Genomic DNA, 18,287 nt, shown 5'->3' with positions numbered 1-18,287 from the left:
CAGCTGGGGTATGTGAGGGTTGGGGAGCATAAGGTGTTTAATAGGGCAAAGATGTTGGAGGTCCAGGGAAGGGTTGGATCAGATACTATCCGGAGGGAGTTAGGACTTAAAAAAAATGTTCTAAGCTCATTATCAATCGAATGCAAGATTGTATGTCCATATACTATACCTGATAAGGTATAATTCCAGTGATTTCATCTAAATTATACCCTTAAAGGTATAATTTATTACTTTTCTGTACCTTTATACCTGAAGGGGTATAATATGAACCAGGATAATCATCTTTCAAGCTTTTTAAAGTACATCCGTAAAAAGAACAAGCTGACCCAGGAGGAGCTGGCTCTCAAGGCGGGTGTTGGGCTGCGCTTTATCAGAGATCTGGAGCAGGGCAAAGAGTCGCTGCGGCTGGATAAAATCAACCAGGTCCTTTCCTTGTTTGGCTATAATCTTACACCGGGCGATAATCGCAGAACGGATCAATGGGACATTATCATGAATTATATGAATCGTACTGTCCATGTATATCTGAAGGATAAGTCCGTACTGGTGGGATTTTTATTGGATTACAAGATGGTCGACAACCAGCTGGTGTACTGGAAATTTGTATCAAACAACGATGCGATCAGGTACCGGGCAACTAAAGACGAATCTTTAATCCGCCAGATCAACAGGGACGAACTAATGACTGTCGAAATTATATAACATGCGTAGAGAAGGTACTGTTTTATTCAAAGGAAAAGTAGCCGGGATCGTCTGGCAGGACGATGAGGGCTATGGCTTTAGCTATACAGCCGCTTACCTGGAGGAGGAGTCTGCTGAGCCCATCAGTCTGACAATGCCAATGCGAAAAGAACCCTATCTCTCCCGGACGATGCTCCCTTTTTTCGATGGGCTGATACCCGAAGGATGGCTGCTCGATATAACCGTAAAGAACTGGAAACTTAATCCGAATGATCGAATGCAATTGTTACTGACAGTTTGCAGGGACTGTATTGGTGCCGTAAGTGTTGAATCAAATAATAGATGATCGCGTGATGCAAAACAGATGTTTATATTGTTACCAGCTGATGGATGAAAGTACGGCCGACTTTCACCCGGCCTGCAGCAAAACCTTTTTTGAGAAAGAGCTGCCTCCCTCGCTTGATCTTGGCCGCGAAAGGCTGGACGAACTTGCCAAAGAAATAGTGCTGAAAAGCATAACGGTCACGGGTGTACAACCGAAATTATCACTCGCCATTGAGGTGGTTCCCGGGGACACTAAACGGTCGCGTTTCACCATCGTCGGGCTATGGGGACACTATATCCTGAAGCCACCGACCAGCGGATTCCCGCACCTGCCCGAAAATGAAGATTGCACGATGCACCTCGCTGCCATTTTCGGACTGCCTGTGGCAGAACACAGTCTTATCAGGCTCTCTTCCGGCGAACTGGCCTATATAACCAAGCGGTTTGACAGGGAGGGAGATCAAAAACTCGCCATGGAAGACATGTGTCAGCTTACTGAAACACTTACCGCCGATAAGTATCACAGTTCGATGGAAAAAGTTGGGCGGCATGTGCGCACTTATGCAACAAGTCCCGGGTTGGCCGCCATCGCCTATTTTGAGTTGTCATTATTTTCCTGGCTTACCGGGAATGCAGATATGCATTTGAAGAATTTTGCTTTACTGACCGATGCCACGGGTAATATCAGCCTGGCTCCTGCCTATGACATGGTTTGTACCAGGATCGCCATGCCCGATGACAAAGAGGAACTGGCGCTGACGCTGAACGCCAGGAAAAGAAAAATAACGCTGAAGGATTTTGATGTGCTTGCCGCGAACCTGAAAATACCCGCGAAATCTACACAGAATACCTATGCCCGTTTTGCGGGGAAGATAAAAGAAGCATGTAATTGGATTGATGTGTCATTTCTGCCTGAAGATATGAAGGGGCAGTTTAAGGAGATTATACTTGGGAATGCGGGAAGAATGAAGTGGATATGATAGAATATAACAACACACATAGAGTTTAGACTTGGTTTACTAAGGCAGGTAACTGGTTCACTTAGAAAGCAAGTGGTGTAAACGAACCTGTTTCATATCGGCGGGCCGCCTAGTTTAATTAAAAAGATCATGGCATTCAAACAAACATCTTTGTCCGGGACTTGTCCAACGCTCACTTATCGATTCGCGATTCAACAGTTAAGAAATACTCATCTGGTAGAGTTGCTGCTTATTTCCTTTCATGGCGAATACAGGTATGGATCTGCCGGTAAAGAGGACGCAGGTTTGATTCGCGGTATCATTAAAACAGGTGTTGCCGTTTACGATCCAACGTCAATAATTATTGATTTTAGAGATATGGAGTATACCTGGGGAGATAACTTTGATCTGTCTTTCGAGGATGCAGAATCATCCAGGGTAGTGGTGGTTGTCGGCGATAAGTGCAGAAAAGCGATGTCCACATTGGCTTTCGGTATTGATACGAAGCAGGATATAGTGGATAATGTGTTGTTTTTTGATGATTTCGATTCGGCGCTGCTGAAACTTGATAGCATCGACAGATAACCTATTTACTTTTTTGATAATGCAGTTTTAATATGGATACATCTACCATTCATGACAGAGAATCATTTATTCACTTTGTGCAGGAACTGCGCAATAACTTTCTTCAGGACGGCGAGCAATGGGAGAATAAAACACTTGATCAGTTTCTTGAAGCATTAGCTGCTTATGCGGAGGATATCCAGGGATATTATGATAATATGACACCATCCGTTAATGCGGACATCCCAGGCTGGAAAGTTTTCGCGGATATGCTGATGGGAGCCAGTATGTATGAGTAAGGTATAGCAAGAAAATCAGTCCTGGGAAAGATAGCTTGAAGAGCATTTAATTTCTCCCGGTATGATCAGTTCAGTTATCCGGAATTACCGGATAACTGGAATAGTGAAGTGTTATTTCAACTATTCGAGATTTTCGAATAGTTGACCTTTTCATACAAATCGCCTCTTCATTTTCTTCCGCATCGTTATCCTTCGCAAACTGCTCGTATTCATCTCTATTGTTACGTGCATGATCTCTTTTCGCGGCAGTTCTGCCATCTGATCCTGCTCTGCAAAATTGTAATATCTCACGTCTGCGATGATCACCTGATCGATCACCGGAATTTCAATCATTGCGCGGTTCACACTGCCTGTGGTGACGAGTTCGTTGTAATGCTGCGGGGCCGGATCAAAAGGTCCGCAGTAAAGCGTACTGGTTTATATTTATAGTGGTCGCCTTTTAAATGAATTCAGCAATTGCTGTAACGATATCTGATGCGGGCGATATCAGGCTTTATGAACGGAAATCATGTTTTTATGCAGTGAGAACCACGTTCGGAGCATTTTGAGTTAAATTGCAGTAACATGCCTTCATTATATATCATAGCAGGTTGCAACGGTGCCGGTAAAACAACAGCGTCTTTTACCGTGTTTCCGGAGTTGCTGAATATCCGCGAGTTCGTGAATGCGGATGAAATAGCGAGAGGGTTATCTCCGTTCCAACCGGAGAGTGTTTCCATCCAGGCTGGTAAAATTATGCTAAGAAGATTGGATGAACTGGTTGCAGAAGGGAAAGACTTTGCTTTCGAAACAACATTATCCACCCGAAGCTTTATCATACTTTGTGAGGAAGCGAGAAGTAAAGGGTATGATATCTATATAATATTTTTGTGGCTGCCATCAACTGACCAGGCTATTGAAAGGGTGAGGAAGCGCGTATCAAAAGGAGGGCATCATATTCCTGATGAGGTTGTGATCAGGCGTTACCAGGCTGGGTTGAAAAATTTTACCGCGTTATATCAGTCACTGGTTGACTATTGGATCTTTATTGATAATTCCGGTCAGCAATTATCGCTGATCGCTGAAGGAGGGAAGGAATCAAATACTACCATTCATAATTCAACAATATGGCAAAAAATACAGGAAAGCGGCTCACGCACGAAGAGATAAAAGCGAAAGTGATTGAGGGAATGATGCGTGCGCGGAAGAAGCTGATTGAACAGGAAAGGAAGGATGATTCTTACCTGGTGGTTTGGGAAAATGGGAAAGTGGTGAAGGTGAAGGCGAGGGATATGGAGATCTGACAAAGTCAGACTGCGTATAATAATATTATTTTCAAAATGCTTAATTGTTGATTGACTAGTGTATGGATTTTACTGTATCATTTACTATATCATCCGTGATACAGTAAATGATGTGACATAGACTTTAGACTGGTTTATAAGAGATTTTGAACTGGTTCACTAAGAAATAGGGTGCTGTGCCGGATTCGGTTATCTGTTTATTTAAGATGACGAGCAACTATCCGGAAATACCGGATAGTTCAATAGTAGTAGGACCACATCATAAGGACGAAGAACTTCAACTTCGTTTTAATCTGCATTTTATCAGTTATTCGCTCATCTGCCGGAGTGCTTAATTCGGCAAAAAAGCATGATCTGCCGGTGTTTTTCCCATGGTTTTAAATGGACTGGAAATTAGGTTTGCTTCAGCCTTTTTGGTCATCCGTAGGTGTATACAATATAACATCTATCTCTTCTGATCAATTCAATCAGATTGTCCAATTAATGCATAATCAATCAGTGGAGTGAATAGTAAGGTGAAATGACTTTCGCAGATCGGCATTTGATACTCGCGGCTGTTCCGGACGCGCCAGGTCTTGAAATGCTTCATGCATTCTCTCCGTTGGAAACTGCCTGAAACTGAATCTCACAATTGATTAAAAGTGAACTTTTGAAGTTGTGACGCAGGAGATAGCGGTAGGTTCGCTGCAATTTTATCAACCTATAAGTTGACTTTAATGATATTAGTGCCTATTTTTGTAGACGAGTTAACTGGCGAAGGACTCTACGCGGTTCGCTTTCCGGAGGAGGAGTTGGATGAATTCGAGAGATTATTTGACCGCTGGGCAGATACTCAGAAAGTCCTGCAATACTGTGTGGCCAACGCGGCATATTTAAAAGCGGGGCATTTTAATGGCCAGTCGATTGATCAGACGGTAACCAGAGTTCGTGATGAGGCTGCTGAACTTGAATATCTTCTGGAAGATTTTTCAGAGAAGGGTTTTAGAGGAGGCGATAATCTGCAGATGTTATTCCGCCCTTTGCATAACAGGCAATATGAATTGCCGGAGCATCAGGAAACGAAAGCCAAAGTGCAGGACCAAAAGATATTTCCGAAACCAATACTCAGGCTTTATGGTATAAGATTGGGAAAGAATACCATCGTGATAACAGGTGGTGCGATCAAATTAACCAGAACAATGGATGAACATCCTGACACTGCACGGGAATTAGAAAAACTGGCTGAAGTAAAAGCCTTTCTTAAAAAGAATGGTCTGGGGAATGATGGAGATCTAAATGATTATTATTATGAAAAATTTTAAAGAGCAGATCAATAAGATAACAGATTCGGAGAATCCTTCATCCTGGAAGGAAAAAGCACAGGCAAGAAGAAGCAAGCCCTGGCTAAAACAATATTCATCTCAAATAGCCCGGCGGATACTTGCTATTATCGGAGACAGGGAGGATCTTTCACAGGCAAAGCTGGCAGAGGCGCTACAGGTTTCTCCGCAGCAAATAAGTAAGATCGTGAAAGGCCAGGAGAACCTGACCCTGGAAACGATCTATAAGCTCTCGAAAGCATTAGATACCGAGCTGATCAGTTTCCCGCAGTACAAGTATAGCTATGTCACCAAAACATTCCCTCCTTTTAACTATGAGGTCAACCCACTTCAAAAAGCAGTAACCTTCCCGGAAAACTTGTCTGAGACTACACATAGTATAGTCGCCGGCACAGCGGTTATTAAATTCGATTCAATGACAAGAAAATTCGGTTAAACGATTAGATATTTTTCTTACAATGAGCATACAGACGTTTAACATACGATTTGAGCGAATTGACATTGTCGAGAAGGCAATGTTCAACTCAACGATTGCACCCAATGCTGCGTTTAATTTTGAAGTCAAAACACAGGCTTATGTTGATGAACAGCAGCAGATCATTGTTGTATTTGTTGCGGTTGATATCTGGAATGATAATAAAATTGCGCTTGGGAAAATCACGGTTGGATGCACCTGTAAAATCGAAGATCTCAACACGGTATTTGAACGGGGAGAGGATGGAAAGAAGATCATTCCCCCGGATTTGGATGACATGCTGAAGTCAATATCGATTTCTACGACAAGGGGTGTGATGTATTCTGAGTTTAGAGGGACGCCGTTGCATGGGGCGGTGTTGCCGATTATTGTGCCGAGTGCTTTAATCCCTGCTCAAGGAGATATTGTAAGTTTAAGGAACTCTACAGATTTATAGAATTACGTTGATAACCAAACCAGTGTACCGAAAGATAATGCAACAACGCAGCCTGGATCTTTGGAAGAAATTCGAAGATTCGTTCAAAAAAAACATTCAAACTCTTAGCAAGATTGAAATAGAACGGTTAAATACTCCCCGTGACAGGAAGTACTTCTTTAAAGAGTTGTTTCCACAAATCTCAATAGACACCTTGGGTTGGTATTTGAAAGCACAGAGTTCTTGCGCGTAGATTATACTTTTTTTAAAAAAGGAGATGCCCACAAATGGAAAGTTCCCCAGATATTTATAGAGTCAGAGAACAGCTGGGAGTCTTCTTACGAAGAGGCTATTAAACTTTGCAGTCTAAATGCTCCGTTAAAGATATTGATACAATACGACCTAACCCCTGAACTGAAGGCCGAGATTGAAGGGCATGAAACAAATTGGGATTATATTTTTGAAGATTTTGTAAAAGAGAGTGAACTTATTGGGCTGTTTGTTCTAATGATTTGCGACCGACAAGAAAATATGTCTTTAACAGTGTCTTCAGTAGTATACGGTCAGGATGGGAAAGCGATATCTAAAGATGTTTTTAAAGTAGAACCTTCCAATTGAGTGAAGAATGCTTTTTTGTTTTGAAAGATCAATATTAAATTCTTAGCGAGTTTATACAAACCTCCTTCTCAACTTACCTCTCCTTTTTATCCTTCTAAAGCTCGTTGTGCTCATTTCCATCGTTGCATGCATGATATCTTTTCGCGGCAGCTCTGTTAGTTGATCCTGCTCTGCGAAACTGTAATACCCTTCCTCCGAAATGATCACATGATCGATCACCGGAATTTTCAACTCCCTGCCGAGACGATTAAGATCCGATGCCATAAACCGGTCCGACGGCGACGGGCGCAACAATCCTCCGGGATGATTATGCACCACGATCAGCTTCACCGCTCTTTTCTGCAGCGGTGTGCTGAAGACCTCCATTGGTTCCACCATCGCGCGGTTCACACTGCCCATGGTGACGAGTTCGATATGGAGGATCTTGTTCGCTGAATCAAGACTGATCGTCCAGACATGCTCGCGGTTGCGGTGCGGAAAGGGTGTGCTGAGCAAAACGGGTTGGAGCAGGGAGAAGATATCAGCAGCGGAGCGGATGTATTGGTTACCGGCTTCGATGGTTTTTATTGGTTCAGTTATTTTCATGGGTAGCTTATTTAAGTGGTTCAGGTGATCAGGCATTGATTGAATAGTGTGGCGTAGCCATGCGTCGGGATCACTCCATCGCCAGGACACTGTTGAATAGGATGAATTTTCTTGTGTTCATTTTTTCGAATTCACCGCCATCTTTAAAGCTGTAGAAGTCGGTTTCAGAAATGATCAGGTGATCAAGCAGTTTGACGTTCAGGAAGTGACTGGCATCCACGAGTTTTTCTGTGGCGGTGATATCGGACCGGGACGGCTTTAAGCTGCCGGCGGGATGGTTATGCGCGACGACGATCGACGCCGCCCGTCTTATCAAGGCGCGATGAAACACTTCCATGGCATCGATGAGGACGGTCTGCTGGGTGCCGAGGCCGAGGAGTTCGAGGGTGCGGACGGTTTGGGAGTGATCTAGACACATGAGCCAGAGATGCTCGCGATCGCGATTGAGTTTGGATTGACGGAGGAAAGCGGGTTGGAGGAGGTGGAAGATGTCGGAGGAGGTTTGGATGTGGAGGTTGCGGGAGGGGGAGAGGCGGATTTGCATATGAATAGGTTTTATGGTTAGAATTGCTTTTGAATATCAATTTAGTCATTTTTAAGATTAATATTTGCGTTTTTAACGCAAATATTTTTAGCCAGCGTCTAAGTATTTAACTTTCAAATAATAAAGTTTACATGGCAGAAAGGAAGATTAATAGGCTGAAGGTCGTATTGGCAGAAAAAGATAAGACTAATAGATGGCTAGCTGAAGAAATTGGCTATACGGAGGGTATGATTTCAAGATGGGTATCTAACACAAAGCAGCCGCCCCTCGAAGTTCTTTTTGAGATTTCTGTCTTATTAAAAGTAGATATTAGAGACCTCATCGAGTCGAACAGTCACTTATTTAAGAAAGTATAGCCGTTTATCGGTGGTTCATTGTATTCTTTGTACGTGTGTAGAGCCATTTGCTGTCAATTATTATGAAGACTCCGAGTTGCTATACTTAGGTCTTACCGGATAAATAAATTTTCAGCACATAATGTGATAGGAACAGAAAAAAATTGAAGGTACCAGAATGAATGAATTTAACGTGTCTACTTTATACAATATAATAGTTGCCGAGACGCTGCATTCTTGAAAAGAAACTTTTCGGAGTACATCATCAACTGGCAAGGATGACAACGCTATTGGCTCCTGTAAGAATCCACCCCAACTTTATTTATTAACTTCACTTTTAGTGTTTAAATACGTTTAAATGAAAATTCGCTTTTTAGGTCAGGGGTATAACACACAGCAGACCGATTCAATGGCTCAGATTCTGATCAATGCGTTAAAGGATCCTGCATACTATAAATTTGCCTGCCTCGTGGCATTTGCAAGTCGAAGTGGTGTTTCTGGTCTTGCTCCTCATATACACAAAAGCAAGGGCCATATAAAGGAATACAAACTAGTTGTCGGCATTGATCAGAAAGCTACATCCCTGGAGGCGTTGGAAGAGTTGCTGGCACTGGAAGTGGATACCTATATCTATTACACTACACAAAGGATAATTTTTCATCCCAAAATCTATTTATTTGAAGGTGATGAAAGAAATCTTGTAATTATTGGATCAAATAATCTCACACAAACCGGCTTGATTCATAATATTGAGGCATCCACTATTATTGAGTTCGATAAAGGTGATACCCAGGGTATTGAATTTGTTCAGACGATGAAGCAATATTTTTCATCGCTATTTGATGGTTCTGATGCAAATCTGAAGCGACTAACGCAAGAGCTTCTAGATAAACTAAAACGGTCGTTTAAAATTCCTTCTGAAAGTAATAGATCGGAAGTTTATGAAAAAGAGAAAGAAGGTGAAGGCGAAATTGATAATTCGGATGTGGAAGGCAGTGAAGATGTTTTAAATGAAATATTCAGTAGTATACCAGTGCAAAAAGCACCGTCCGATTTCAAACCGGTCAGGAGCAAAAAGGATAAGTCTTCAAATCCTGAGTCAGGACCTACAAACACCAGAACAGGCGGTTCTCCAGAACTTTTCCCGACCGATGAAACGGAAGATATTGCAGGTGAAGAATCAGCGGAGCTGAATAATAATGCTGGTTCTCCCGGTATCCTTTGGCCAGTCCACGTCATACCTAATTGGAGTATATCCGCAGATTCAGAAGTCTTGATCGCGGAGATTTCTGGTCCTGGCAGATGGGAACAGGCAAATTTCGACCTCAATAATTTCACGAATTTTTTCGGAGCTACTGTAGGAACAAGCGACTATTTTATAGACTTGATATATATTCACCAGGATGGATCACTCGATGGCATTCAGTCAAGCCAGGCGGTTACTGTCGCAAGCAGTAACTACCGGTTTGAACTTAGTGCTGCTGCCGGTAAGCCATATCCCTCCAACGGAAAGCCAATTGGCATTTTTGTCAAAGTTGCGTTAAGGCAGTTTGTGTATACGTTATACATGCCTCAGGATTCTGGGTACAGTGCAATAATGGCAGTTTTAGCTTCAAGATTTGCAGGCGGCTCTTCGCGGAATAAAAGGATACGTCTTTCTGCATCGGAGCTTAGTGTCGCGTTACCTCAATTGCAACTCTGGAGCTTATAAGAGACATGCAATCAATACTTCTGCTTCATCTGAAGAATGTAGGTGTTTATCGGAGTGATTGAGCTTACTGTGCGAGAACTTTCCAGGAGATAATATTTCAACGTTCCTGTAATATTTTTTCGCAAGGGCCAGCAAGTCAGTCAGTGTTAACAGCCTTGGATGGGATTTCTTAGACTCATCAAAAGGAGAATAAGATACAAGCAACTGGCAATCGGATTGAAGCGATTTCTTAAATAAGTTTTCAAAAGCAACAGGAGCTTGAGATTTAATGCAGAAAGGAGACTGGTGTCTTTCCGAACGGTAGATACCCCTGCTTATTTGCGTCACTCCATTGGCGGTATTTTTTGAAACTGACGGATTATCCCTTAGACATAAGGTTTCAAGTACATGATAAAATCTACTGTAGTGATCGCGTGTATATGGTGGATCTGCATATATAAGACTTGTGTCGGATGGCAAATGATCGAGGGTCTCAATATAATCTGACCTTCTAACCAGATTTGAATGCGAAAATGAAGGAACATCGGAGTAACGCCTAACCCATTTTTCAAACTCCCTGAAGAGATCTTTCGTCCGGTCTTTGAACGCAGCCTTTGCAACCCCGCTTTTCGGGTGACCATCAGAATTATAAGCCCTCAAGGGCTGAGCAAATTGTTTACCGACAGTATTCACAGCTTCACTTACGGTACTCAGAAGCGAAGCGAGGAGCAAGTTCTGTACGGGCTGATCTGCTACTTCACTAATATAATAGAGGATTGAATCAATCTGTGAGGCTTGGTGATAGGAAAAGTATAAACCTCCAAAGTATTTAACAGCCAACGCTTGAGTACCATCAAAAAGGTTTGCTTTTTTAAGCCGTTTGATTGTATCAGAGAGAAGGGTTGAGAGTTCGTCACTTGCTTTGGAGCCCTGAAGTTGATAAGCAATAACAGATCCGTGTTCAATGAGGTCGCATAGTGGAAGCACATTTTTTTCTACTGCCTGTTTGAGGCAGTTTTCTTCATAATCAACCAAAGGTTTTATGGCATGATTTAATTCGCTTATTCTTTCAAGAGATCGGAAGGCAGCCGCGATATTATCCGGAGGCTTGGGAGAGGCTAGCAGAAGTGCGCTTCCAATAACCCTCGAATATTCCTGAACATCTGCAGCAATAACCGGGCGACTGTGCGCCAGCTTAAATGCTACAGAGCAGGAACCTGCAAATAAATCGCAAACTCTTCCTTTAGAACCATCTATTTTATCAACAGTCTCTTCAATAAAATCTAAAATTCGATATTTACTTCCCAGGTAGTGAATAGGGCGAAAAACTTCTTGTCTTAGAATTTCGTCTTGAAGTATGCTAATTTGCACAGCTGTGGATAATTTTAGATTGGCAAATATATGCTAAAATATTTAGGGTTCGTTAGTTTTGATTTTACTTAATAATAGATAATCATCATGGGTGTTATATCTGGCAAAAAGATCACAGGCGAGCGAATTTTTGGTGAACGTGATTCCGGGAATTATCTATTTCATGGTGACAATAAAATTGTACTTGATCATTTAGCAAAAGATTACAGGAAGAAAATAAAATGCATTTATATAGATCCCCCCTATAATAATAAGGATAACTATCATTACAATGATAATAAAAGTCATGAAGAATGGCTTGCTGAAGTCGTAATAGTTTTAAAAAAGCTGCACCCCTTAATGACTGAAGATGGGAGTATCTGGATCTCGATCGATGACAATGAAATGCCTTATTTGAAAGTTGCAGCTGACAAAGTCTTCGGCAGAGAAAATTATGTTTCGACCATTATCTGGCAGCAACGAACATCCAGAGAAAACAGAAGCACGTTTTCAAATAATCATGAATACATTCTGGTTTATGCCAATGATCCCGAATTATTTAAGGCTTCCCGCAATCTTTTGCCACTTACACAAACAGTATTAAGTCGGTATAAAAATCCGGATAATGATATAAGGGGAGCCTGGCAATCAGTGTCAGCAAATGTGCAGGCCGGACATGGCACAGCAAGTCAGTTTTATACTGTCAAGTCACCGAGCGGACTACTGCATGAACCTCCTAATGGTCGTTGTTGGGTGTATAATAAATCCCGGATGGGGAAAGAAATCGAGAGTAACAATATATGGTTCGGTAAGGATGGAAGCGGTGTTCCCAGGATTAAAAAATTTTTAAACGGAGCAAAAAAAGGTCTGACACCTCAAACATTATGGATGGCAGAAGACGTGGGGACAAATGATGAAGCAAAAAAGCACTTCCTCGATCTTTTTTTAAAAGAAGGCGTTTTCGAAACCCCTAAACCGGAAAGACTGATAAGCAGAATTTTGAATATTGCATCCAATGAAGGCGATCTGGTGCTGGATTGTTACCTCGGATCTGGTTCCACAGCATCTACCGCAATTAAAATGGGGAGACGATTTATCGGTATAGAATACGACAAGAAGATCGTTGATTTTGCTGTAAAAAGACTCAGTAAGGTATTGGAAGGTGAGCAGGGAGGGATATCGAAGGAGTTTAAGTGGAAGAAGGGAGGAGGATTTGATTTCTATAGAATTCTCAATAGTTAATTCATTAGCCTTTATTCCACTTTAAACGCGAGGTACCCCTCATTTGATATAGTAGCCGTTTATCGGTGAAAAAAGCCGCGGCTATACAAATGCTAATCTGATGATAGTTTCTGCCCTATTAGGTTCATTATTCATTAAGCCATGCAATAAGATCTGTAAAAAGAAGACTCGGAGTAAAATAGCCTTGAGCCGGCGGCTCCGATGGAGAGAATTTAACAAACTTCATCTTATCAGGATAAATGATAATCTCCAGTGACTTATTGCCAGAACGCAGGTCTAACATGATCTCTCCATTTGGACCAGGAACTGCATTATAAATCCCCTGCCCCGCAGCATTTAGAGAGTGCACTATCCCTTTTGCCAGTTGAATAACTTCTGAGCACGGAGCAATTGCATCGTCTTCATCCCAATTGTCGTCTAGGGCGGCCATATTCTCTATAGCACGTAAATTACTCAACATATAAAGAAATTAAGATGTAGGAAGAATGCTTCTATTCAAACTCCATTCAATTTCCGATTCATACTCTTCATTACAAACAATCCCAATCGGATTACCCAACAGAAGAAAATCTTCTATTTCTAAAGGATTGACGCAAGCCTGGTAATGATCAGGCTTCACATAAGTTTCACGAAGTTGCATCAGGAGACGGCCAAGTGCGTTTGTGCCCGTCAAAACACTTCCATCCTTTGCCGCTCCCCAGATCTTGTTCTTTGGAGCCAGCTCAACAATATGTTTATCGCCGGTTTCTCTAAGAAGCTTTCCAAAGCTCTCCCAATTTTGAGAAAGCTTTACTTCCAGCACCCATTTCATTACTTTGAATTGGATCTTGTCCCAGTCCTTCCTGGTCATTTCGATTTTCTGACGGCCCAGTTTTTTCGCAGTCATCGGGCTTGGTTCAGAAATGATCGCCAGTTGAAGTTCAGGACTGTGCGGAAACCTGCAGGCCTGGTATAAATGTTCTGCGGTCGGAATAATTACATCGTTGATATTCAGGCTATAGCCAGCAGCCATATTGGAGAGGCCTCCAAATTCTTCTTTGGTCTTTTGAAAGACCACACTGTCTGCAAGCTGGTACGTCCTGTTTGAATTCATTCGATAGTTTGTTCGGAACAGTCAAGAGTATATTATGACACGGCCTTGTGACTTGCCGGGTTCGTTGGTAGAATGCCTGGTGTTTTAAAGTATCAGAAAGACAGTTATAAAAATAGATATAATCTTTCCAGCGTCACATCTGATCTGTTGATTTCTACCCTTTCACCGCTAATTCTCGCTAAAAAGCGGTTATTACCACGCATTTTTATGTTTTTTCCTGATAGTATCGGGGAAAATAGCAGCTTATTGACAGTGTCGTATGGGTAATAAATTGATTTTCAGCATGCTTTCATTTTATCGAAAGCTATACCTTTGCCCTCCCTTTAAAAACGGCACATTTTTAATAACTTAAAACAATAAATTTACGTTATAGAGTAAACATCTTATCGACATGCTCGCGGTTGACCAATCATATAATGCTTCTTTAAAATCAAGCCTGAATAACGCTAAAACGGTAGTCGGGCTTGAGTGGTTATATGAAGATGTCCGCAGCAATCTAAGCAAACTACTGGTGGTCGTTCTGGTTGTGTCCCTTGGTTTACCCCTTGTATTGTTCTTTGGCTACAGACTTAAGTTAAAAAGAAAGAAATTCCAAAGACAAATGAAGAAGGATCTGCCTTTGTTTAAAACTCATAAGGATTATTCAACGTTTAAAAAGCAACTGGGCGAGCTGGATGCGTTAATGCCGTCTTTGAAAAAAGTGCATAATTACAATGCCAGGCGTGCTCCATGGCCGATAAGGTATACGCTCGGACAAATGCAAAAGATGACATCTACGCTTGTTACATATAACTCCTGGTTGAAGAAAAGGCTCGATGTCCTAAACGAAGAGCGCTTTAAAGGAGAGTCTAATCTTTTCAAATTTGTTTCAGAAAAAGAATTGTGGAAGGACAGAAATCAGGCTTATCAATATTGGATGTAATCTCAAATGTTTGATGCTGGATATCCTTTTACAAAACTTAACCATTCTCGCCCTAAACCTATAGGGGAGTATAATGTTATTGAACATACTTACGCTTTCAGAGGGAAGACCGGGAAACGGTACATTGCTATCGCAGAAGAATATAATTACTTTACTTATATCATTAAATTTTGTCTTCAGGAAAGAAAAATTCATGAAGATCGATTTACGAGGCTTAGTCGTTTAAATGAATGCAGCAGGGTTTTAACTACAATTGGTCAAATCATAAAAGAGCTTTATCAGAAGAACCCGTATGCGTCCTTTGGATTTATCGGCTCTCCTCTTCCTGAAGAAGCAAAGGAGAATACAAAGAGATTTAAGTTGTATTCGAAAGTGGTAAGACAGGTCGTTTCTCCCGTTGCTTTTGAGCATAGAGAATCAGCAAAGCATAGTGCTTATGTGTTAATCAACCGGGATAATCCAGAAGAAAACCTGCTTAAGAAGATGGAGAAGATGTTTGATAAGATATATCTGCTTAACTAGGCGGGTCAATGCTCGTAAAGTAATAATAGGTGTGGGGATTGGCTTTGGAGAACTCACGGGAAAAATCTCAATACAACCTCTCCTCCAAAAGCCCCTTCCAAACCACAAACCCCTTCTTCTCATCTGAATAATCATGCACCACCCTACTAAAATCCTCCGGATTCGTTTCCAGAAATCGCTGCCTTCCCTCATTCCTGATCTGCGTCAATTGCTGATCAATCCGCTGAATAGCTGACCGGAGATCAATCGTATTCTTCGGAAGGTGCCATAAATACGTCGCTTCGTCTGTATCCAGCGTTTCCATTACAAGGTGATATCGTTCATTTCCTTCCAGGAGGAATACGAACGAAAACGGAGAAAGAACAAAGCGGATTTTCAAGACCTGACCAAGATGATTCTCCGATAGATAATGTAACTGCCGTTGATGACGGTAGTTTCCTTTAGCTAATACATCCGCCAACAACTCCTCCCCGGAATCATAAAGGACATTGGTCATTGAAAGACCTGATTCCTCCGCGGTTTCCTGCTGACCAGCAAACTGTTTCTTATTCAGAAAATTCCGCTCCATAAACCTGAACCGGACGCCTTCCACTACTTCGCGATTCAATCGTTCCAACGCGATCGAGCTGGCGGATAAGGCCGTCACTTGCTGCCGGTCAATCACCACAAGTTATATGAACGTCGACTGTCTTTGATTGAAAAAACTTTTCAAAGTAGGGCTTTAATACTTCAAACTCGGGTCGGATATGCAATTGTTCGATATCAAACTTCAAAGCAACAGGATGTTCTGAAAGAGTATGCTGAAACTGGATGCTGCCATATAGAAATTCCAGTTCAGTGATCTTCACCTTGATGACCTTTTCAATAATAGTATCCTGCTGATTGCTAACAGGAATCTCTTTCTGTTCTTCTTCCGGAAAATCAAATAGCGTCCGCTGCTTCTCCAGTTTCCGGTAATAGACATTTCTTTTGAGAAACATAAGGTTCAGGTAGTCGATCTGGGAATCCTTATAGTCGTAAATGGTCGGACTGATCTCCGAGCGCTGCACTCTTCCCATATATTGGATCAGCTTGCCTTCGAAAGAAAACGGGTATACCAGGAAAAGACATGCCGCATTCTGCAGGTCAGACCCTTCTCCAAAAAACTGGCCGGTAGTGATCAGCACTTGGTAATTTCCTTGCTGCAGGATCTTCCATTTTGCTTTACGTGTAGTTTCGGGATCTTCGCCGCTTAATGTTATTGTTTCGAAAGATTGTTTCAGGTATTGCTCAAGTGTTTGGATGTGCTCTTTACGTTCTGTGAGGATCACGCATTTTCTGCCTTTTTGTAATTCGTCAATAACGTCTTTCAAGATAAGCCGGTTCCTTGCAGAGTCATGCACGAGTATTTTTGACAGCGTTTCAAACTGATCAGTCTTAGCGTTGAACGGAACATTCAATTCAGTATTACGGATAATGATTGTTGGATGATGCGAGGCCGGCAAAGCTGTGCTGTTTATTTGCGCTATGATCTCTCCCAAATGGATGAATATGATCTTACCGTCGTTGTATTTCCGGAAAGGAGTAGCGGTAAGTCCGTACAGATATTTGGAGTTGAATTTGGCAATAGTGTTCCGGAATGTTTCCGCAGGTATGTGATGACATTCGTCCACGATGATCAATCCGAAAGCTTTGTGCATTTCGCTAAGATTTGCTTTTGCCAGGCTTTGAATGGTTGCGACAGTGACCTGTTTACCGATCACTGATTTGCCCTGACCGACCCTGCCGATCTGCTTTTGCGGAATGCCAAGGAATGATTCGATTCGTTCCATCCATTGATTGGCCAGTTGCTTTCGATGTACAACGATCAGTGTTGGTTGTTGTTTGTCGGCAATAACCTTTAACGCCACAACAGTCTTTCCTGATCCTGGTGGCGCGACGATCACGCCCATTTCCTTTTTACTGAGTGCTTGTATGCATTCCTCCTGGTGCGGTCGTAATACGGCTTGAAAAGAATAGGCAACAGGTTTATGAAGTATACGTTCGTCGGCGAATTGATGATCCAGTTGGTTTTCCCGGCAGAAGCGGATCAACTTGCCGGTAAATCCTTTGGGAAGACGGACAGTGTTGTTATCTTCTTCGATGAACCGGAATACCGTTCAAGTCCGAACGTGTTTCTCCCGGTTTTTTGTTGGATGATAAATTCGGAGTTGGGAAAGTTCAATTCTTCTTTGATGAAAGAGAGAAGAAGGGGTGAAATGGCTAAGCGGTTTAAACGGATATCATTAGCGAGTATAATGTTCAGCTTTCCATCAGATGGTTCTGTGGTTGAGCTTCCGTGTAAGTTCGCCAACAGCTTTTCTATTGTTTCGGCAGAGGCGCGTTTGATTTGTGAAATAAATTGCCATTGATCCGTGTAAGCGGTTAGCGTTTGCGGATCAAGAAAGCAGGTGTTTCCCTGTTGAGCGGCTGTGCCATTTAAGGGCAGTGCAATGAGATTACCGAAGCCTTTCCCGGAAAGCTGATCCTGGTTGGGGAAGAGCCGGTCGAAGCTGGTGTTTTTGTCGAAGGCTGAAACTGCACCAGAAGATATCAGTAACGATAAAATCAGCTTGCGACTTTTATACGCCGATACGGGTTTATCGAAGAAGATCCAGACATGACCGCCATTGCCTGAACGGGAACGTTCGAGGTAAGCCGGGAGATTGTGTTCTCCGCATTTGCGGATGAATTGCAGAGCGGCGGAAGACCAATTGCCTTCGTCGAAGTCGGCGGCGATAAACCAGGAAGTATTGTCCTGCAATAAAGGATAGATCCCGATAAAATGTTCACCGTTCAGGTGTTTGATGATCTGATCGTCTGTTAATGGAAGAAATGATTTATCAGTATAGTTCTGAAAAGTACCGCCTTTCATTTTGTGAACGCGGTAATGATAGGGATCGTAGTGGTAAGCAGGCATGTAGCCGCTTTTGGAGGGGAGTTCCCAGCGGGTGGCGAAAATGTCTTGTCTTCCGTGGAAAAGGGATCTGAAGAGTTTAATATGTTCCGGCAGGGGTTCCATCATACCACAAAATTGTGGATTTGATAT

The 18,287-nt window shown here is 42.2% G+C and carries 25 protein-coding genes; 16 read left to right on the top strand and 9 right to left on the bottom strand.

What is annotated here, in order from left to right:
• Positions 1-264 precede the first annotated feature (264 nt).
• From LZZ85_RS00920 to LZZ85_RS00900, 5 genes are all read left to right on the top strand, one after another.
• Complete coding sequence (locus LZZ85_RS00920; protein ID WP_237868042.1) at positions 265-702, top strand: helix-turn-helix transcriptional regulator; 438 nt, start codon at positions 265-267, stop codon at positions 700-702.
• A gap of 1 nt (position 703) precedes the next feature.
• Positions 704-1,027, top strand: coding sequence for a HipA N-terminal domain-containing protein (locus LZZ85_RS00915; RefSeq protein WP_237868041.1), 324 nt, complete (start codon positions 704-706; stop codon positions 1,025-1,027).
• 7 nt (positions 1,028-1,034) lie between these two features.
• A complete protein-coding gene (locus LZZ85_RS00910; RefSeq protein WP_237868040.1) occupies positions 1,035-1,985 on the top strand; it encodes a HipA domain-containing protein in 951 nt (316 codons plus the stop codon).
• Between the two features lie 129 nt (positions 1,986-2,114).
• Positions 2,115-2,549, top strand: a complete 435-nt coding sequence (locus LZZ85_RS00905) for a hypothetical protein (RefSeq protein ID WP_237868039.1) — start codon at positions 2,115-2,117, stop codon at positions 2,547-2,549.
• 32 nt (positions 2,550-2,581) lie between these two features.
• A complete protein-coding gene (locus tag LZZ85_RS00900) occupies positions 2,582-2,827 on the top strand; it encodes a DUF7660 family protein (RefSeq protein ID WP_237868038.1) in 246 nt (81 codons plus the stop codon).
• 150 nt (positions 2,828-2,977) lie between these two features.
• On the opposite strand, the gene LZZ85_RS00895 is transcribed toward LZZ85_RS00900, so the two are convergent.
• A complete protein-coding gene (locus LZZ85_RS00895; protein WP_237868037.1) occupies positions 2,978-3,160 on the bottom strand; it encodes a hypothetical protein in 183 nt (60 codons plus the stop codon).
• A 231-nt stretch (positions 3,161-3,391) separates the two neighbouring features.
• Between LZZ85_RS00895 and LZZ85_RS00890 the strand changes: the two genes are divergently transcribed.
• The 6 genes from LZZ85_RS00890 (at position 3,392) to LZZ85_RS00865 (ending at position 6,937) form a co-directional block, all read left to right on the top strand.
• Positions 3,392-3,976 carry an ATPase gene (locus LZZ85_RS00890; protein ID WP_237868036.1) on the top strand — a complete coding sequence of 195 codons (585 nt, stop codon included), beginning with the start codon at positions 3,392-3,394 and terminating at the stop codon, positions 3,974-3,976.
• A complete protein-coding gene (locus LZZ85_RS00885) occupies positions 3,934-4,110 on the top strand; it encodes a hypothetical protein (RefSeq protein WP_237868035.1) in 177 nt (58 codons plus the stop codon). Before LZZ85_RS00890 ends, LZZ85_RS00885 begins: the two co-directional genes overlap by 43 nt.
• A gap of 707 nt (positions 4,111-4,817) precedes the next feature.
• Positions 4,818-5,411: a hypothetical protein gene (locus LZZ85_RS00880; RefSeq protein WP_237868034.1), complete on the top strand. Its 594-nt coding sequence runs from the start codon at positions 4,818-4,820 to the stop codon at positions 5,409-5,411.
• Positions 5,398-5,865: a helix-turn-helix domain-containing protein gene (locus tag LZZ85_RS00875; protein ID WP_237868033.1), complete on the top strand. Its 468-nt coding sequence runs from the start codon at positions 5,398-5,400 to the stop codon at positions 5,863-5,865. The genes LZZ85_RS00880 and LZZ85_RS00875 overlap by 14 nt, the downstream gene beginning before the upstream one ends.
• A 22-nt stretch (positions 5,866-5,887) precedes the next feature.
• The gene (locus LZZ85_RS00870; RefSeq protein WP_237868032.1) at positions 5,888-6,340 is read left to right on the top strand and encodes a hypothetical protein; all 453 of its coding nucleotides are present in this window, start codon (positions 5,888-5,890) and stop codon (positions 6,338-6,340) included.
• A gap of 198 nt (positions 6,341-6,538) precedes the next feature.
• Positions 6,539-6,937 carry a hypothetical protein gene (locus LZZ85_RS00865; protein ID WP_237868031.1) on the top strand — a complete coding sequence of 133 codons (399 nt, stop codon included), beginning with the start codon at positions 6,539-6,541 and terminating at the stop codon, positions 6,935-6,937.
• Between the two features lie 51 nt (positions 6,938-6,988).
• Here LZZ85_RS00865 and LZZ85_RS00860 read toward each other — a convergent pair whose 3' ends face one another.
• Together LZZ85_RS00860 and LZZ85_RS00855 are read right to left on the bottom strand one after the other, a co-directional pair.
• Complete coding sequence (locus LZZ85_RS00860; protein ID WP_237868030.1) at positions 6,989-7,522, bottom strand: JAB domain-containing protein; 534 nt, start codon at positions 7,520-7,522, stop codon at positions 6,989-6,991.
• Between the two features lie 70 nt (positions 7,523-7,592).
• A complete protein-coding gene (locus LZZ85_RS00855; protein ID WP_237868029.1) occupies positions 7,593-8,066 on the bottom strand; it encodes a JAB domain-containing protein in 474 nt (157 codons plus the stop codon).
• Between the two features lie 131 nt (positions 8,067-8,197).
• Between LZZ85_RS00855 and LZZ85_RS00850 the strand changes: the two genes are divergently transcribed.
• Together LZZ85_RS00850 and LZZ85_RS00845 are read left to right on the top strand one after the other, a co-directional pair.
• Positions 8,198-8,422, top strand: coding sequence for a helix-turn-helix transcriptional regulator (locus LZZ85_RS00850; RefSeq protein WP_237868028.1), 225 nt, complete (start codon positions 8,198-8,200; stop codon positions 8,420-8,422).
• Positions 8,423-8,759: 337 nt separating this feature from the next.
• Complete coding sequence (locus LZZ85_RS00845) at positions 8,760-10,112, top strand: phospholipase D family protein (RefSeq protein ID WP_237868027.1); 1,353 nt, start codon at positions 8,760-8,762, stop codon at positions 10,110-10,112.
• Here the strand turns inward: LZZ85_RS00845 and LZZ85_RS00840 are convergent.
• Positions 10,107-11,462, bottom strand: a complete 1,356-nt coding sequence (locus LZZ85_RS00840) for a DNA adenine methylase (protein ID WP_237868026.1) — start codon at positions 11,460-11,462, stop codon at positions 10,107-10,109. The genes LZZ85_RS00845 and LZZ85_RS00840 overlap by 6 nt on opposite strands.
• Positions 11,463-11,549: 87 nt before the next feature.
• On the opposite strand from LZZ85_RS00840, the gene LZZ85_RS00835 reads away from it, so the two are divergent.
• Complete coding sequence (locus tag LZZ85_RS00835; protein ID WP_237868025.1) at positions 11,550-12,683, top strand: site-specific DNA-methyltransferase; 1,134 nt, start codon at positions 11,550-11,552, stop codon at positions 12,681-12,683.
• Positions 12,684-12,810: 127 nt separating this feature from the next.
• Here LZZ85_RS00835 and LZZ85_RS00830 read toward each other — a convergent pair whose 3' ends face one another.
• Both LZZ85_RS00830 and LZZ85_RS00825 read right to left on the bottom strand, forming a co-directional pair.
• On the bottom strand, positions 12,811-13,143 hold the full coding sequence (locus tag LZZ85_RS00830) for a hypothetical protein (protein WP_237868024.1): 333 nt from the start codon (positions 13,141-13,143) through the stop codon (positions 12,811-12,813).
• A gap of 9 nt (positions 13,144-13,152) precedes the next feature.
• On the bottom strand, positions 13,153-13,776 hold the full coding sequence (locus LZZ85_RS00825) for an NADAR family anti-phage protein (RefSeq protein ID WP_237868023.1): 624 nt from the start codon (positions 13,774-13,776) through the stop codon (positions 13,153-13,155).
• A 391-nt stretch (positions 13,777-14,167) separates the two neighbouring features.
• Between LZZ85_RS00825 and LZZ85_RS00820 the strand changes: the two genes are divergently transcribed.
• The gene (locus tag LZZ85_RS00820) at positions 14,168-14,698 is read left to right on the top strand and encodes a hypothetical protein (protein ID WP_237868022.1); all 531 of its coding nucleotides are present in this window, start codon (positions 14,168-14,170) and stop codon (positions 14,696-14,698) included.
• Between the two features lie 6 nt (positions 14,699-14,704).
• Positions 14,705-15,220, top strand: a complete 516-nt coding sequence (locus tag LZZ85_RS00815) for a hypothetical protein (protein WP_237868021.1) — start codon at positions 14,705-14,707, stop codon at positions 15,218-15,220.
• 67 nt (positions 15,221-15,287) lie between these two features.
• Here the strand turns inward: LZZ85_RS00815 and LZZ85_RS00810 are convergent, their stop codons facing one another.
• Genes LZZ85_RS00810 through LZZ85_RS00800 form a run of 3 tightly spaced genes read right to left on the bottom strand, consistent with a single transcriptional unit; the run spans position 15,288 to position 18,263 of the window.
• Positions 15,288-15,866, bottom strand: a complete 579-nt coding sequence (locus LZZ85_RS00810) for a hypothetical protein (protein WP_237868020.1) — start codon at positions 15,864-15,866, stop codon at positions 15,288-15,290.
• Between the two features lie 10 nt (positions 15,867-15,876).
• Positions 15,877-17,292 (bottom strand): DEAD/DEAH box helicase, encoded by a 1,416-nt coding sequence (locus LZZ85_RS00805; protein ID WP_237868019.1) that lies wholly within the window; start codon positions 17,290-17,292, stop codon positions 15,877-15,879.
• Complete coding sequence (locus tag LZZ85_RS00800) at positions 17,289-18,263, bottom strand: TOTE conflict system archaeo-eukaryotic primase domain-containing protein (RefSeq protein WP_237868018.1); 975 nt, start codon at positions 18,261-18,263, stop codon at positions 17,289-17,291. The genes LZZ85_RS00805 and LZZ85_RS00800 overlap by 4 nt, the downstream gene beginning before the upstream one ends.
• Positions 18,264-18,287 lie beyond the last annotated feature (24 nt).

Source organism: Terrimonas ginsenosidimutans (assembly GCF_022012415.1).
Classification (GTDB): domain Bacteria; phylum Bacteroidota; class Bacteroidia; order Chitinophagales; family Chitinophagaceae; genus Terrimonas_A; species Terrimonas_A ginsenosidimutans.
The sequence above is the reverse complement of the archived record's forward strand: the minus strand, read 5'-3'. Positions and strand labels throughout refer to the sequence as shown.